General features: G+C 72.7%; 13 protein-coding genes. 4 read left to right on the top strand and 9 right to left on the bottom strand.

From position 1 onward, the window contains the following. Positions 1-3: 3 nt before the first annotated feature. Both dnaJ and hrcA read right to left on the bottom strand, forming a co-directional pair. Positions 4-1107, bottom strand: a complete 1104-nt coding sequence (gene dnaJ / locus ID804_RS05770) for a molecular chaperone DnaJ (protein ID WP_169078029.1) — start codon at positions 1105-1107, stop codon at positions 4-6. After that, positions 1108-2127, bottom strand: coding sequence for a heat-inducible transcriptional repressor HrcA (gene hrcA / locus ID804_RS05765; RefSeq protein ID WP_169078028.1), 1020 nt, complete (start codon positions 2125-2127; stop codon positions 1108-1110). Positions 2128-2376: 249 nt separating this feature from the next. On the opposite strand from hrcA, the gene ID804_RS05760 reads away from it, so the two are divergent. Then, complete coding sequence (locus ID804_RS05760) at positions 2377-2772, top strand: DUF4870 domain-containing protein (protein ID WP_169078027.1); 396 nt, start codon at positions 2377-2379, stop codon at positions 2770-2772. Positions 2773-2850: 78 nt separating this feature from the next. Further along, a complete protein-coding gene (locus ID804_RS05755) occupies positions 2851-3222 on the top strand; it encodes a DUF4870 domain-containing protein (protein ID WP_223158986.1) in 372 nt (123 codons plus the stop codon). A gap of 28 nt (positions 3223-3250) precedes the next feature. On the opposite strand, the gene hemW is transcribed toward ID804_RS05755, so the two are convergent. After that, a complete protein-coding gene (gene hemW / locus ID804_RS05750; protein ID WP_169078026.1) occupies positions 3251-4489 on the bottom strand; it encodes a radical SAM family heme chaperone HemW in 1239 nt (412 codons plus the stop codon). 233 nt (positions 4490-4722) lie between these two features. Between hemW and ID804_RS05745 the strand changes: the two genes are divergently transcribed. Continuing rightward, positions 4723-5418 (top strand): HAD family hydrolase, encoded by a 696-nt coding sequence (locus ID804_RS05745; RefSeq protein WP_317451189.1) that lies wholly within the window; start codon positions 4723-4725, stop codon positions 5416-5418. 49 nt (positions 5419-5467) lie between these two features. Here ID804_RS05745 and ID804_RS05740 read toward each other — a convergent pair whose 3' ends face one another. Both ID804_RS05740 and truB read right to left on the bottom strand, forming a co-directional pair. Then, the gene (locus ID804_RS05740; protein WP_169078024.1) at positions 5468-5836 is read right to left on the bottom strand and encodes a hypothetical protein; all 369 of its coding nucleotides are present in this window, start codon (positions 5834-5836) and stop codon (positions 5468-5470) included. A 115-nt stretch (positions 5837-5951) separates the two neighbouring features. Continuing rightward, complete coding sequence (truB, locus tag ID804_RS05735; protein ID WP_169078023.1) at positions 5952-6869, bottom strand: tRNA pseudouridine(55) synthase TruB; 918 nt, start codon at positions 6867-6869, stop codon at positions 5952-5954. A gap of 33 nt (positions 6870-6902) precedes the next feature. On the opposite strand from truB, the gene ID804_RS05730 reads away from it, so the two are divergent. Beyond that, the gene (locus ID804_RS05730) at positions 6903-7913 is read left to right on the top strand and encodes a ketopantoate reductase family protein (protein WP_169078022.1); all 1011 of its coding nucleotides are present in this window, start codon (positions 6903-6905) and stop codon (positions 7911-7913) included. A gap of 275 nt (positions 7914-8188) precedes the next feature. Here ID804_RS05730 and ID804_RS05725 read toward each other — a convergent pair whose 3' ends face one another. From ID804_RS05725 to ID804_RS05710, 4 genes are read right to left on the bottom strand one after another with little or no spacing between them, the layout of a single operon-like run. Then, entirely contained in the window at positions 8189-9061 is an 873-nt protein-coding gene (locus ID804_RS05725) for an aldehyde dehydrogenase family protein (protein ID WP_169078021.1), read from the bottom strand. Beyond that, a complete protein-coding gene (locus tag ID804_RS05720) occupies positions 9058-10575 on the bottom strand; it encodes an aldehyde dehydrogenase family protein (protein WP_169078020.1) in 1518 nt (505 codons plus the stop codon). Before ID804_RS05720 ends, ID804_RS05725 begins: the two co-directional genes overlap by 4 nt. Positions 10576-10578: 3 nt before the next feature. Beyond that, the gene (deoC, locus tag ID804_RS05715) at positions 10579-11592 is read right to left on the bottom strand and encodes a deoxyribose-phosphate aldolase (RefSeq protein WP_169078019.1); all 1014 of its coding nucleotides are present in this window, start codon (positions 11590-11592) and stop codon (positions 10579-10581) included. Beyond that, positions 11589-12602 (bottom strand): sugar-binding transcriptional regulator, encoded by a 1014-nt coding sequence (locus ID804_RS05710; RefSeq protein WP_169078018.1) that lies wholly within the window; start codon positions 12600-12602, stop codon positions 11589-11591. Before ID804_RS05710 ends, deoC begins: the two co-directional genes overlap by 4 nt. Positions 12603-12679 lie beyond the last annotated feature (77 nt).

The following is a 12679-nucleotide window of genomic DNA, read 5'->3' as shown; positions in this document are numbered from 1 at the left end:
GGCCTACAGGTTGAGGAAGCGGTCGCGCAGCTTGGAGAAGATGCCCTGCTGGAAGGTCGAGAACTCCGGCGGCACGGGGCGGCGCGAGCCCGCGAACTCCTGGATGAGCTTCGTCTCTTTGCTGTTGAGGCGCACGGGCGTCACCACCTGGATGCCGATCTTCAGGTCGCCGCGGCCCGAGCCGCGCAGGCGCGTGATGCCGCGCTCCTTCACGGTGATGACCTCGGCGCTCTGCGTGCCCGGCTTGATCTCGACGCGCACGTCGCCGTCGAGCGAGCGCAGCGTCGCCGTCGTGCCGAGGATCGCGTCGGTCATCTGCACCTCGAGCGTCGCGAGCAGGTCGTCGCCCGAGCGGCTGAAGGTGTCGTGCGTCTTGACCTTGATCTCGAGGTACAGGTCGCCGTTGGGGCCGCCGGCCGGGCCGACCTCGCCCTGCCCGGGCAGCTGGATGCGCAGACCCGTGTCGACGCCCGCCGGGATGTCGACGGGGATGGTGCGGCGCGCCCGCACGCGGCCCTGGCCGGCGCACGTCGGGCACGGGCTCGGGATGACCGTGCCGTAGCCCCGGCACGTGCCACAGGGGCTCGAGGTCATGACGTTGCCGAGCAGGCTGCGCACGGTGCGCTGGATCTGCCCGGAGCCGCGGCAGATGTCGCACGTCTGCGGGCTCGTGCCCGGCGAGCAGCACGAGCCCTCGCACGTCTCGCACAGCACGGCCGTGTCGACCTCGAGCTGGCGGGTCGTGCCGAAGACGATCTCGTCGAGCTCGACCTCGACCCGGAGCAGGGCATCCTGCCCCCGTTCGCGCCGGCTGCGCGGCCCGCGCTGCTGCTGGCCGCCGCCGAAGAAGGTCTCGAAGATGTCGCCGAAGCCGTTGAACCCGGATGCTCCGCCGAAGCCGCCCGACCCGCCGAGGTCGTACTGCTGCCGCTGCTGCGGGTCGCTCAGCACGTCGTAGGCGTGCGTGACGAGCTTGAACCGCTCGGCGGCCTCCGCGCTCGGGTTCACGTCGGGGTGCAGCTCGCGCGCGAGCCGCCGGTACGCCTTCTTGATGTCGTCGGCGCTCGCATCGCGGGCGATGCCGAGCACCTCGTAGTGGTCTGACACTTATTCCTCACCGAGCAGCCGGGACACGTAGCGCGCGACGGCGCGGACGGCTGCCATGTTGTTCGAGTAGTCCATGCGGGTGGGGCCGAGCACCCCGAGTGTGGCCGACTGGTCTGCGCCGACCCTGTACGCCCCGGCGACGATCGAGGTCTCGCGCAGCACCTCGTCGTTCTCGCGCCCGATGCGGGTCGAGACGCCGTGCTGGTCGAGCTCCATCTCGCGGAAGAGCTTCAGCAGCGTCACCTGCTCCTCGATCGCCTCGAGCACCGGGTAGACGCTGCCGGCGAAGTCGTGCTCGGTGCGCACGAGGTTCGCCGCCCCCGCGATGACGAGCCGGTCGCTGCGGTGCGCATCCACGTGCCCCAGGAGCGCGTCGCGCACGGCCGACACCGCGGGGCGACGGTCGGGCGCGAACTGCTCGTCGAGCTGCGGGGCGAGGTCGGTGACGTCGCTCAGCGAGCGGCCGGCGAGGGCGGCGTTGATCTTCGCGCGGAGTTCGCCGAGGAAGACCTCGTCGGCCTCGATCGGCAGCTCGATGATGCGCTGGTCGACGCGGCCACCGTCGGTGATGAACACCGTCATGACGCGCGTGGCCGACATCGGCACGAGCTCGACGTGGCGCACGCGGGCGTGCCCGAGCGTCGGGTACTGCACCATCGCGACCTGGTTGGTCAGGCTCGCGAGCAGGCGCACCGTGCGGGCGAAGACGTCGTCGAGGTCGACCGACTGGTCGAGGAAGGCCGCGATCGCCTGACGCTGGGCGGCGCTCAGCGGGCGCAGATCCTGCAGCTGGTCGACGAACAGCCGGTAGCCCTTGTCGGTCGGCACGCGGCCGGAGGAGGTGTGCGGAGCCGTGATGAGCTCCTCCTCCTCCAGCTGCGCCATGTCGTTGCGGATCGTTGCGGCGCTCACGCCGAACTGGTGGCGCTCGACGATCGCCTTCGAGCCGACCGGCTCGCGCGAGGCGACGTAGTCCTGCACGATCGCGCGCAGGACGTGGAGGGCGCGCTCGGAGACCATGGCGCACTCCTTCCCGCTCGGGCCCGCGCGCGCCGCAGCGCGACGCGCGGCTCGGGCTGGCACTCCGACTGACTGACTGCCAATTCTACCCCGCGACACCTCGTCAGGATCATTGCCGGGGCCGCACGCGAGCGCTATTTTGTGCTCGAGCCCGCGTCTCGACGAAGCCTCGCGGTCGAGGCGAGCACGGCGCTCGATGCACCACCTCGGGTTCCACCGTTCATTCGAACTCACGGAAGGCAGCACCCCATGACCGACTCCACCCCTCCCCCCGCTTCGGCATCGGCGGCGCCGCTCAGCGAGGCCGAGGACCGTCAGTGGGCCTCGTTCGCCCACCTCGGCGGCATCCTCGGGCCCCTCCCGGCGCTCATCATCTACCTCGTCTTCAAGGACCGCGGCAGCTTCACGCGCGTCGAGGCGAAGGAGGCGCTGAACTTCCAGATCGCCGCCATCATCGGCTGGGTGGTGCTGACGATCGTCAGCTCGATCCTGACCGCCATCACCTTCGGCATCTTCGGCTTCCTCGCGCCGCTGCTTTACCTGGCCCTGTGGGCCGTCATCGTGATCTTCTCCATCCAGGGCTTCATGAAGGCCAAGGAGGGCGTCAACTACCGCTACCCGGTCTCGCTGCGCCTCATCAAGTAAGTCGCCCGCGAGCCTCGCGAACGGGGCTCGGCCGCTCGGCCGGGCCCCGTTCTGCGTATCGGTGGCAGGATGTCGAGCATGACCCAGCCGCCGCCCGCGAACCCCTACGCCTCGCCCCCGCAGCCGATGCGGCCGGAGGATGAGAAGACCTGGGCCGTGCTCACCCACCTCGGCGGGCTGCTCGTGCCGCTCATCGGGCCGCTCGTGGTCTACCTGGTGCTGCGCGACCGCGGGCCGTTCATCCGCCACCACGCCGCGACGGCCTTCAACTTCCACGCCACGATGACCATCGCGTCGCTCATCGGCGTCGTCACGATCTGGCTCGTCATCGGCTTCTTCATCGTGCTCGCGGTGTCGATCGTCTTCCTCGTGTTCGCGATCGTCGCCGCCGTCGCGGCGGGGCGCGGCGAGTTCTACACCTACCCGCTCGCGATCGGCTTCGTGCGCTGACCCGTGCCGGGCCCCGCCGCGCGAGGCGTCAGTCGAGCAGTCGGCGCACGACGGCGTCGGCGAGCAGCCGCCCGCGCAGCGTCAGCACGACCGTGCCGCGCAGCGCCGCAGCCGGCTCGACGAGCCCGTCGGCGATGAGGCCCGCGACCGCGCGGCGACCCTCCGCCGTGAGCGCCTCGGTCGGCAGGCCGCTCGCCAGCCGGGTCTCGAGCAGCACCCGCTCGACGCGGCGCGTCTCGGCGTCGAGGGTCTCGCGGCCCGCCGCCGGGCTCAGCCCCTCGGCGAGGCGCTGCGCGTACGCGGCGGGGTGCTTGACGTTCCAGAACCGCACGCCGCCGATGTGGCTGTGCGCGCCGGGGCCGACGCCCCACCAGTCCTGGCCCGTCCAGTAGGCGAGGTTGTGGCGCGAGCGGCGGGATGCTCCGCCGTCGTCGGCAGCGAGGGCCCAGTTACTCACCTCGTACCAGCGGTATCCCGCCTCGGCGAGCCGGGCATCCGCCGCCTCGTACAGACTCGCGTGGAGGTCGTCGTCGACGGGCGGCACCTCGCCGCGGGCGATCTGGCGGGCGAGCTTCGTGCCCTCCTCGACGATGAGGGCGTAGGCGCTCAGGTGGTCGGGTCGCGCTGCGAGGGCGACGTCGAGACTGCGGTGCCAGTCGGCCTCCGTCTCGCCCGGCGTGCCGTAGATGAGGTCGAGGCTCACGGCGAGCCCCGCGGCCCTGGCCTCCTCGACGCGGCGCGGCACGTTCTCGGGGTCGTGCGTGCGCTCGAGCGTCGCGAGCACGTGCGGCACGGCCGACTGCATGCCGATGCTGACGCGCGTGAATCCGGCGTCGGCGAGGGTCCGCAGGCCGGCGGCGTCGATCGAGTCGGGGTTCGCCTCCGTCGTGACCTCGGCGCCGGGAGCCAGCGCGAAGAGCCGCTCGACGGCGGCGAGCATGCGGGCGAGGTCGGCCGCGGGCAGCAGGGTCGGCGTGCCCCCGCCGAAGAAGACGGTGCTGACCGGGCGCGGCGACAGGCCGGCGTCGTCGAGCACGCGCGCGGCCAGCTCGAGCTCGGCGATCGCCTGGTCGGCGAAGTCGGACTGCTTCACGCCGCGGATCTCGCTCGCCGTGTACGTGTTGAAGTCGCAGTAGCCGCACCGCACTCGGCAGAACGGCACGTGCAGGTAGACGCCGAGGTCGCGCTGCTCAGCGCCCTCGCGCACGCTCGCCGGCAGCGCCCCGTCGGCGGGGGCCGGGTCGGCGAGGGGCAGAGCGCTGGGCACGCCTCGATTCTCGCAGGGCGCGGTGGTGCCACCCGCCCCCGTGCGGTGTCGACAACTCAGGACGAACGCCGCGCCCCCCGACCCGCGCCGCGTCGACAACTCAGGACGAACCGCCTGCCGACAGGGGTGGCGGATGCCCGGGGCCGGCGTGTCGCGCGCGTCGCGAGCGGATCGTCCTGAGTTGTCGACGCGCACGGCGCTCGGGGGGCGCCGCGGCTGGTTGGATGAGAGCCGTGACCACCACCACGATCCTCTGGGATGTCGACGGCACCCTGCTCTTCAACGCCGCCTCGGGCGGCGGCGAGCTCTACCACCGCGCGGTCGAGCACGCCACGGGCCGCGAGCTGCACCCGCCGCTGCCGCGCGCGCACGGCAAGACCGACGGGCAGATCCTGCACGAGATCCTCGAAGCGTTCGAGCTCGCGCCCGAGCTGCACGACGACGCCGTCGCCGCCCTCGACGCGCTGTCGGCCGAGCGCGCCGCCGCGGGCGACCGACGCGAGATCGCGCCGGGCATCGCCGAGGCGCTCGACGCCGCAGCCGCTCGCGGCTGGATGAACGCGCTGCTCACCGGCAACTCCGCGACGCGCTCGCGGCTCAAGCTCAGCGGCGCCGGTCTCGACCCGGAGCGCTTCGACTGGGCTCGCTCGTTCTTCGGCGACCGCGCCCGCGAGCGCCGCGAGATCACTCTCGCCGCGCGCGCGGCACTGCCCGACGAGCGGCTCGTCATCATCGGCGACACCCCGCGCGACGACGTCGCGGCCGTCGCGGCGGGCATCCCCTTCATCGCGGTCGCGACGGGCGTCTACACGGTGGATGCCCTGCGCGAGACGGGCGCCGTGCTCGTGGTGCCGACCCTCGCCGAGGGGCTCGACGCGGTGCTCGCGGCGATCGAGGCGCTGCCCGCGCCCGGGGCCGCCGCGGCCTGAGCCGGCGCCGGCGTGCGGCGAGCATCCGCGCCCCCGACGACCGCGGCGCTCAGGCGCCCTGCACGAACCAGATCTCGCCCATGCGGTAGACCATGACGGCGACGGCGAGGCTCACGACGCCGAGCACAACCGTCGCCCAGCGGGAGCGATCGACGAGACCCCACACGATCGCAAGCGGCGGCAGCAGCATCGCCGAGATCAGGTAGGCCCAGAACTCGACGATGTCACCCGTCGGCTGGTTGCCGGTCAGCGGCGCGACGATCGCGACGACGATCTGCGCCAGCAGCAGCAGCGCGACGAAGGCAGTGAGACCGTTCGTGAGGTCGCTCGGCTGCCGGCCGATGCCACCGGCGACGAGGCAGACGATGCCGACCACGACGGCGACGGCGACCTGCGCGGTCGTGAACCACTCGATCACGGGGTGCTCCTGGGGCGGGGTGTGCTGGGGGCCGGGGTGTGCTGCGGGTCTGTGTGGGCTGCGGGTCTGATGCGGCGAGCGGGCAGCGCTGCGGGCGAGAACCGGCGGCGGATGCTCACTCGCCGTCGGTCGGGAACCCCACCAGCGTACGGCCGACGCCGCGGCGCACGCTGATGAGCGCGACGAGGCGGCCGCTGGCGTCGATCGCGGCGACCGGCTCGGCGTCGGGGTGCTCGGGCAGCGCGAGCTTCTTGCCGTGACCCAGGTCGCGGGCCTCGTCGTCGGTCGCGCGCAGCACCGGGAACAGCCGCTCGGCGATCGCCGCCGCGGGGCTCAGCAGCGCGTCGCCGTCGGCGGCGAGCCGCTCCAGGTCGACGGCGTCGCGCACGTCGAAGGGCCCGACGCGGGTGCGGCGCAGGGCGCGCAGGTGTCCGCCGACGCCGAGCGCCGTGCCGAGATCGCGGGCCAGGGCACGGATGTAGGTGCCCGACGAGCAGTCGATGCGGGCATCCACCTCGATGGTCGACGCGGTGTCGATGTCACCCGGCAGCCGGCGCACGTCGAGCACGTCGAACGCCGACACCGTGACCGCGCGGGCCTGCAGCTCGACCTGCTCGCCGGCGCGCACTCGGTCGTAGGCGCGCCGCCCGTCGACCTTGATCGCGCTCACCGCGCTCGGCACCTGCTCGATCGCGCCGGTGAGGGCGGCGACGGCGCTCGTGAGCGCGGCGTCGGTGACCGCGTCGAGCGCCGCGGCGGGTGCCGGCTCGCCGAGCGGCTCGCCCTCGGCGTCGTCGGTCGTCGTCGCGCGCCCGAGCACGATCGTCGTCTCGTACGTCTTATCGAGGCCCACGAGGTAGGTCAGAAGGCGCGTCGACGGGCCGACCCCGAGCGTCAGCAGCCCCGACGCGGGCGGGTCGAGCGTGCCCGCGTGGCCGACCTTGCGCGTGCCGAGCGCCCGCCGAGCGCGGGCCACGACGTCATGGCTCGTGAGGCCGAGCGGCTTGTCGACGAGCAGGATTCCGGAGGGCACCGCCCCACGCTAGCGCGGTCGTAGGATGCCCTGGTGCGCATCGCGGTCATCGGGGCGGGGGCGGTCGGCGGCCTGCTCGCCGGGCTGCTGCAGCGCGCCGGCCACGAGGTCGTCGTCACCGCCCGCGGCGAGCATGGCGCGGCGATCGCGCGCGACGGGCTGCGCATCGACGGCGGCTGGGGGGCGTTCACGGCTCCGCTCGTCGTCGTGCCTGCCGTCGCGCCGCCCGTGGACCTGCTCGTGCTCGCGACGAAGGCGCACGACTCGGCCGTCGCACTCGGTGCGGCGACCGCGTGCGATGGTGCGCCCGTGCTCGTCGTGCAGAACGGGCTCGGCGGTGCCGACGCCGTGCGGGCGGCCCTGCCGCACTCCCCCGTGGCCGTCGGCCTGGCGCTCTTCGCCACGAGTCTCGCTGAGCCCGGCCGCGTCACCGTGACCGGCCCTGCCCCGCTCGCGCTCGGCGGCGACCAGCGCGCGGTCGACGTCGCGCTCGCCGCGCTGCGCGACGCCCTGCCCGACGAGGTCACCGTCATCGACGACGTCACCGGCGCGCAGTGGACCAAGCTCGTCGTCAACCAGGTCAACGCCCTGCCGGCGATCACCGGCCTCAGCGTGCAGCAGGTCGTCGCCGCCGACGGGCTGCGGCGCCTGCTCGCGCGCGGCATGATCGAGACGGCCGTCGTGGGCCGGGCGCTCGGGGTGCGGTGGCAGCAGGTCGGCTCCGTCGGCGTGGCGGAGGTCGCCGAGCTGCTCACGGGTGACCCGCAGCGCGCCGAGCGGGTGCCGCGATGGCTCGCCGCGCGCATGGGAGACGTGCCGAATCCGGCGTCGACGCTGCAGAGCATCCGCCGCGGGCGCAGCACCGAGATCGACGCCCTCAACGGGGCTGTGCGGGATGCGGGGGCCGGGCTGCGCATCCCCACCCCAGTGAACGCCGCGATGGTCGCGCTCGTGCACGAGGTCGAGCGCACGGGCCGGTTTCTCAGCCCGGCCGAGGTGCTCGCGCGCGTGCCCGCCGAGCACGACCCGCGCCGCACCGACTGACGCGGTCGCGTCGACAACTCAGGACGATCGCGCGCGGCGCCGCGCGGCATTGCGTCGACAACTCAGGACGATCGCGTCAGATCGTGGCGGAATCGCGCGCAGGAAGCGCGCCGCAGCGCGATCGTCCTGAGTTGTCGACGAGCCGGTCGCGCGATTGTCCTGAGTTGTCGACAGGCGCGCCTGCGCGGTTGTCCTGAGTTGTCGACGCGCGGGGGCGCGGAGAGCGCGGGCCGGCTCCCACCACAAGAGCCGGCCCGCGGGGCACGAGGCGAGCGCTAGAGCATCGCCTTCGTGTGCCAGACCGTCTTCGTCTCGACGAAGGCGGTGATGCGGTCGAGCGACGGCACGGGCGCGCCGCTGACGGGCGGCAGCACGCGCTTGAGCGTCTCGGCTGCGGCCAGCTGGAGGTCGACCCACGAGCCGGAGGCGAGCACGCCCGCGCCGGCGAGGTCGAGCGCGTTGACGTCGGCGTGCGAGGCGAGCCACGGCGCGAGCTCCGCGGGCGAGCCGGTGAGCACGTTGACGACGCCGCCCGGCACGTCGGAGGTCGCGAGCACCTCGGCGAGCGAGATGGCCGAGAGCGGGGCATCCTCGTTCGCGACGACGACGACCGTGTTGCCGGTGAGCACGATCGGCGCGACGACCGCGGCGAGGCCGAGCAGCGAGACGCCTTCGCGCTCCTGCGGGGCGATCGCGGCGACGACGCCGGTCGGGTCGGGCACCGAGAGGTTGAAGTAGGGCCCGGCGACGGGGTTGCCGTTGCCGACGACCTGCGCGTACTTGTCGGCCCAGCCGGCGTACCAGACCCACAGGTCGATGGTCGCGTCGACCTGCGCGCCCGCGGCGGCCGCCGACACGCCCTCCGAGCGCGAGATCTCGTCGACGAACTGCGCCCGGCGCCCCTCGAGCAGCTCGGCGATGCGGTAGAGCACCTGGCCGCGGTTGTAGGCGGTCGCACCGGCCCACTTCGCCTGCGCGGCGCGGGCGGCCACGACGGCGTCGCGCGCGTCCTTCCGCGAGGCGAGCGACGCGTTGGCGAGGAACTCACCCTTCGGCGTCGTCACGACGTAGGTGCGGCCGCTCTCGCTGCGCGGGAAGGCCCCGCCGATCGCGAGCTTGTACGTCTTCGGCACGGTGAGTCGGCTCACTTCGCCACCGCCTTCCGGCTCTTCTTCTCAGATCGTGAAGGGGCGGATGCTCCCGCCGACAGCGACGGAGCCTCCCAGCCGTTCGACTCGAGGTACGCGGCGAGGCCCTGCCGGCCGCCCTCGCGGCCGTAGCCCGACTCCTTGTAGCCACCGAAGGGCGAGGAGGGGTCGAACTTGTTGAAGGTGTTGGCCCAGACCACGCCCGCACGCAGGCGGTCGGCGATCGCGAGCATGCGCGAGGCCTTCTCCGTCCAGATGCCGGCCGAGAGGCCGTAGGGGGTGTTGTTGGCCTTCGCGACGGCCTCGTCGGGCGTGCGGAAGGTCAGCACCGACAGCACGGGGCCGAAGATCTCCTCCCGCGCGATGGTGTGGGCGGCCGAGACGCGCGTGAAGATCGTGGGCCGGAACCAGAAACCCTTGTCGGGCACGGTGCAGTCGAGCTGCCAGCGCTCGGCGCCCTCGTTCTCGCCGGTGTCGCTGAGCGTGCGGATGCGCTCGAGCTGCGCGGCCGAGTTGATCGCGCCGATGTCGGTGTTCTTGTCCAGCGGGTCGCCGAGGCGCAGGGTCGACAGGCGGTGCTTGAGCTTGTCGACGACCTCGTCGTGCACCGACTCCTGCACGAGCAGGCGGCTGCCGGCGCAGCACACGTGACCCTGGTTGAAGAAGATGCCGTTGACGATGCCCTCGACGGCCTGGTCGATCGCGGCGTCGTCGAAGACGATGTTGGCGGCCTTGCCCCCGAGCTCGAGCGTGAGCTTCTTGGGGGTTCCGGCGACCTGGCGCGCGATCATCCGCCCGACGTTCGTCGAGCCGGTGAAGGCGACCTTGTTGACGTCGTCGTGCGTGACGAGCGCCTGACCGGTCGAGCCCGGGCCCGTGACGATGTTGACGACGCCAGCAGGAAGGTCGGCCTGCTGCAGGATCTCGGCGAACAGCATCGCGGTGAGCGAGGTCGTCTCGGCGGGCTTGATGACGACGGTGTTGCCGGCGGCGAGGGCGGGTGCGATCTTCCACGCGAGCATGAGCAGCGGGAAGTTCCACGGGATCACCTGCGCGGCGACGCCGAGCGCGCGCGGGTTCGGGCCGAGGCCGGCGTACTCGAGCTTGTCGGCCCAGCCGGCGTAGTAGAAGAACCACGCCGCGACGAGCGGCACGTCGACGTCGCGGGTCTCGCGGATGGGCTTGCCGTTGTCGAGGCTCTCGGCGACGGCGAGCTCGCGGGCGCGCTCCTGCACGAGCCGCGCGATGCGGAAGAGGTACTTGCCGCGGTCGCTGCCCGACATGCGCGACCAGACGGTCTCGTAGGCGCGGCGCGCGGCGGCGACGGCGCGGTCGACGTCGGCGGCGTCGGCCTGCGCGATGCGGGCGATGACCTCCTCCGTCGCGGGCGAGATGGTGTCGAAGACCTCCCCGCGCCCGTCGACGAACTCGCCGTCGATGAAGAGCCCGTACTCGGCCTTGAGGTTGAGGATCGCCGTCGATTCCGGCGCGGGAGCGTACTCGAGGAAGCTCATGGGTCAGTCCACCGTCACGTAGTCGGGGCCACTGTAGTGACCGGTTCGCAGTTTCTGGCGCTGCAGCAGCACGTCATTGACGAGGCTCGAGGCGCCAAATCGCCACAGGTGCGGCGTCAGCCACTCCTCGCCGACGGTCTCGGCGACGGTGACGAGGTAGCGCACGGCGTCCTTCGAGGCGCGGATGCCGCCGGCCGGCTTCATGCCGACCTTCTCGCCGGTGAGGCGGTGCCAGTCGCGGATCACCTCGAGCATGAGCAGCGTGACGGGCAGCGTGGCCGCGGGGCTCACCTTGCCCGTCGAGGTCTTGATGAAGTCGGCCCCGGCGAGGATCGCGAGCCAGGATGCCCGGCGCACGTTGTCGTATGTGACCAGCTCACCCGTCTCGAGGATGACCTTGAGGTGGGCGTACGAGCCGTCGGGCCGGCGGCAGGCCTCCTTGACGGCGACGATCTGGTCGAAGACGAGCCCGTAGCGGCCGGAGAGGAAGGCTCCGCGGTCGATGACCATGTCGATCTCATCGGCGCCGGCGGCGACGGCCTCGCGCGTGTCGGCGAGCTTGATGTCGAGGCTCGCGCGACCGGAGGGGAAGGCGGTGGCGACGGCCGCGACCGAGACGAGGCCGGCATCCGGGTCGCCGTGCAGGGCGCCGAGGGCTTCGACGGCGTACGGCACCATGTCGCCGTAGACGCAGACGGCGGCGACGCGCGGCGTCGTCGGGTCGCTCGCGTCGGGGGTGACGGCCTTGGCGACGAGCGAGCGCACCTTGCCGGGCGTGTCGGCGCCCTCGAGGGTGGTGAGGTCGCACGTGCGGATGATCGTGTCGAGGGCCCAGGCCTTCGAGCTGGTCTTGATGGAGCGCGTCGCGAGCCCCGCGGCGCGCTGCTCGAGGCCGACGGCGTCGACGCCGGCGAGGCCCTCCAGGTGCAGGCGCAGCGCCTTCTCGGTGAGGTCGCCGCCGAGCAGCCGCACGGCGCGATCGGCCGGGGCGAGAGCGACCGGGTGGTCGATGGTCATGAGTGGTGGCCTCCGCTGGTGGGGCTGGTGGTGCTGATGGTCTCGGTGGGGTCGTCGCCCTCGTCGAGCAGGGCGCGCGCGGTGTGCTCGTCGGTGACGATGACCGAGCACAACCCGTGAGTGACGATGGCGCGGGCGACGGGATGCTTCGATTCGCCGCCGATGACGAGGATGCTCGAGCGCGCTGCGCGCAGCTCTTCGAGGCTCAGGCCGAGCGTGCGCGCGTCGAGCTCGGGGTCGGCGATGGTGCCGTCGGCGGTGATGTAGCGCCCGATGACGTCGCCGACGGCGCCGCGCTCGACGAGCGCCGCGATGTCGTCGCCGGTGAGGTAGCCGCTGTCGACGTGCACCGAGCTGAGGTCGGCGACGCCCGCGCTGAACAGGTAGGCGGCCGCGCCGCGCGCCATCTGCACGACGCCGCCGACGGTGCGGTCGCTCTCGATGGCCTTCTTGGTCTCGAGCCGCTCGAGGATGGCGGGGCTCGGCAGCAGGGTCGCTTGGCCGCCGGCCTTCTGGGCGATCATGACGGCGGTGCTCGCGGCGGTGCCGGGTCGCTTCGACAGGCTCACACCGCCGTTGATCTGCACGACGTTGACGCCCGTGGCCCAGCCGACGGGCAGGGCCTCGGCGACCTGGTGCAGCGTGCGTCCCCAGCTGACGCCGAGCAGGCGCGGCACGGGGCGCACGCTCACGAGGTAGTCGGCGGCGGCTTCGGCGACGCGGGCCTGCAGCTCGATGGGGTCGGCGGGCGCGGGCACGACGATCGCGTCCTGCAGGCCGAAGCGGGCGCCGAGCTCGCGCTCGAGCGAGAGCCGTCGGGCGCGGGGGTGCACGATCTCGATGCGGATGATGCCGCGCTCGCGCGCCTGGGCGAGCAGTCGGCCGACCTTCCAGCGCGTGACGCGCAGGATGGCGCCGATCTCGTCCTGCGTCTTGTTCTCCTCGTAGTACAGCTCGGCAGCGCGGACGGCGAGCAGCTCATTGGCTGCGGCGCTCTCCGTGGACACCATGGCTCTCCATCGGTCGAGGGTGAGGCGATCGGTACCGCTTCAGGCTAGGCGCGCTCGTGCACCGCGACCAACATCTG

It is taken from the genome of Microcella alkalica, assembly GCF_014595885.1.
In the GTDB taxonomy this organism is placed as follows: Bacteria; Actinomycetota; Actinomycetes; order Actinomycetales; family Microbacteriaceae; genus Microcella; species Microcella alkaliphila_B.
This window is presented reverse-complemented; position numbering and strand designations above follow the sequence as displayed.

What these genes read in the sequence shown, in the direction of transcription:
- hrcA (WP_169078028.1), bottom strand. Translation starts at nt 2,127, where the DNA reads ATGGTCTCCGAGCGCGCCCTCCACGTCCTGCGCGCGATCGTGCAGGAC.
- ID804_RS05760 (WP_169078027.1), top strand. Translation starts at nt 2,377, where the DNA reads ATGACCGACTCCACCCCTCCCCCCGCTTCGGCATCGGCGGCGCCGCTC.
- ID804_RS05755 (WP_223158986.1), top strand. Translation starts at nt 2,851, where the DNA reads ATGACCCAGCCGCCGCCCGCGAACCCCTACGCCTCGCCCCCGCAGCCG.
- ID804_RS05720 (WP_169078020.1), bottom strand. Translation starts at nt 10,575, where the DNA reads ATGAGCTTCCTCGAGTACGCTCCCGCGCCGGAATCGACGGCGATCCTC.
- deoC (WP_169078019.1), bottom strand. Translation starts at nt 11,592, where the DNA reads ATGACCATCGACCACCCGGTCGCTCTCGCCCCGGCCGATCGCGCCGTG.
- ID804_RS05710 (WP_169078018.1), bottom strand. Translation starts at nt 12,602, where the DNA reads ATGGTGTCCACGGAGAGCGCCGCAGCCAATGAGCTGCTCGCCGTCCGC.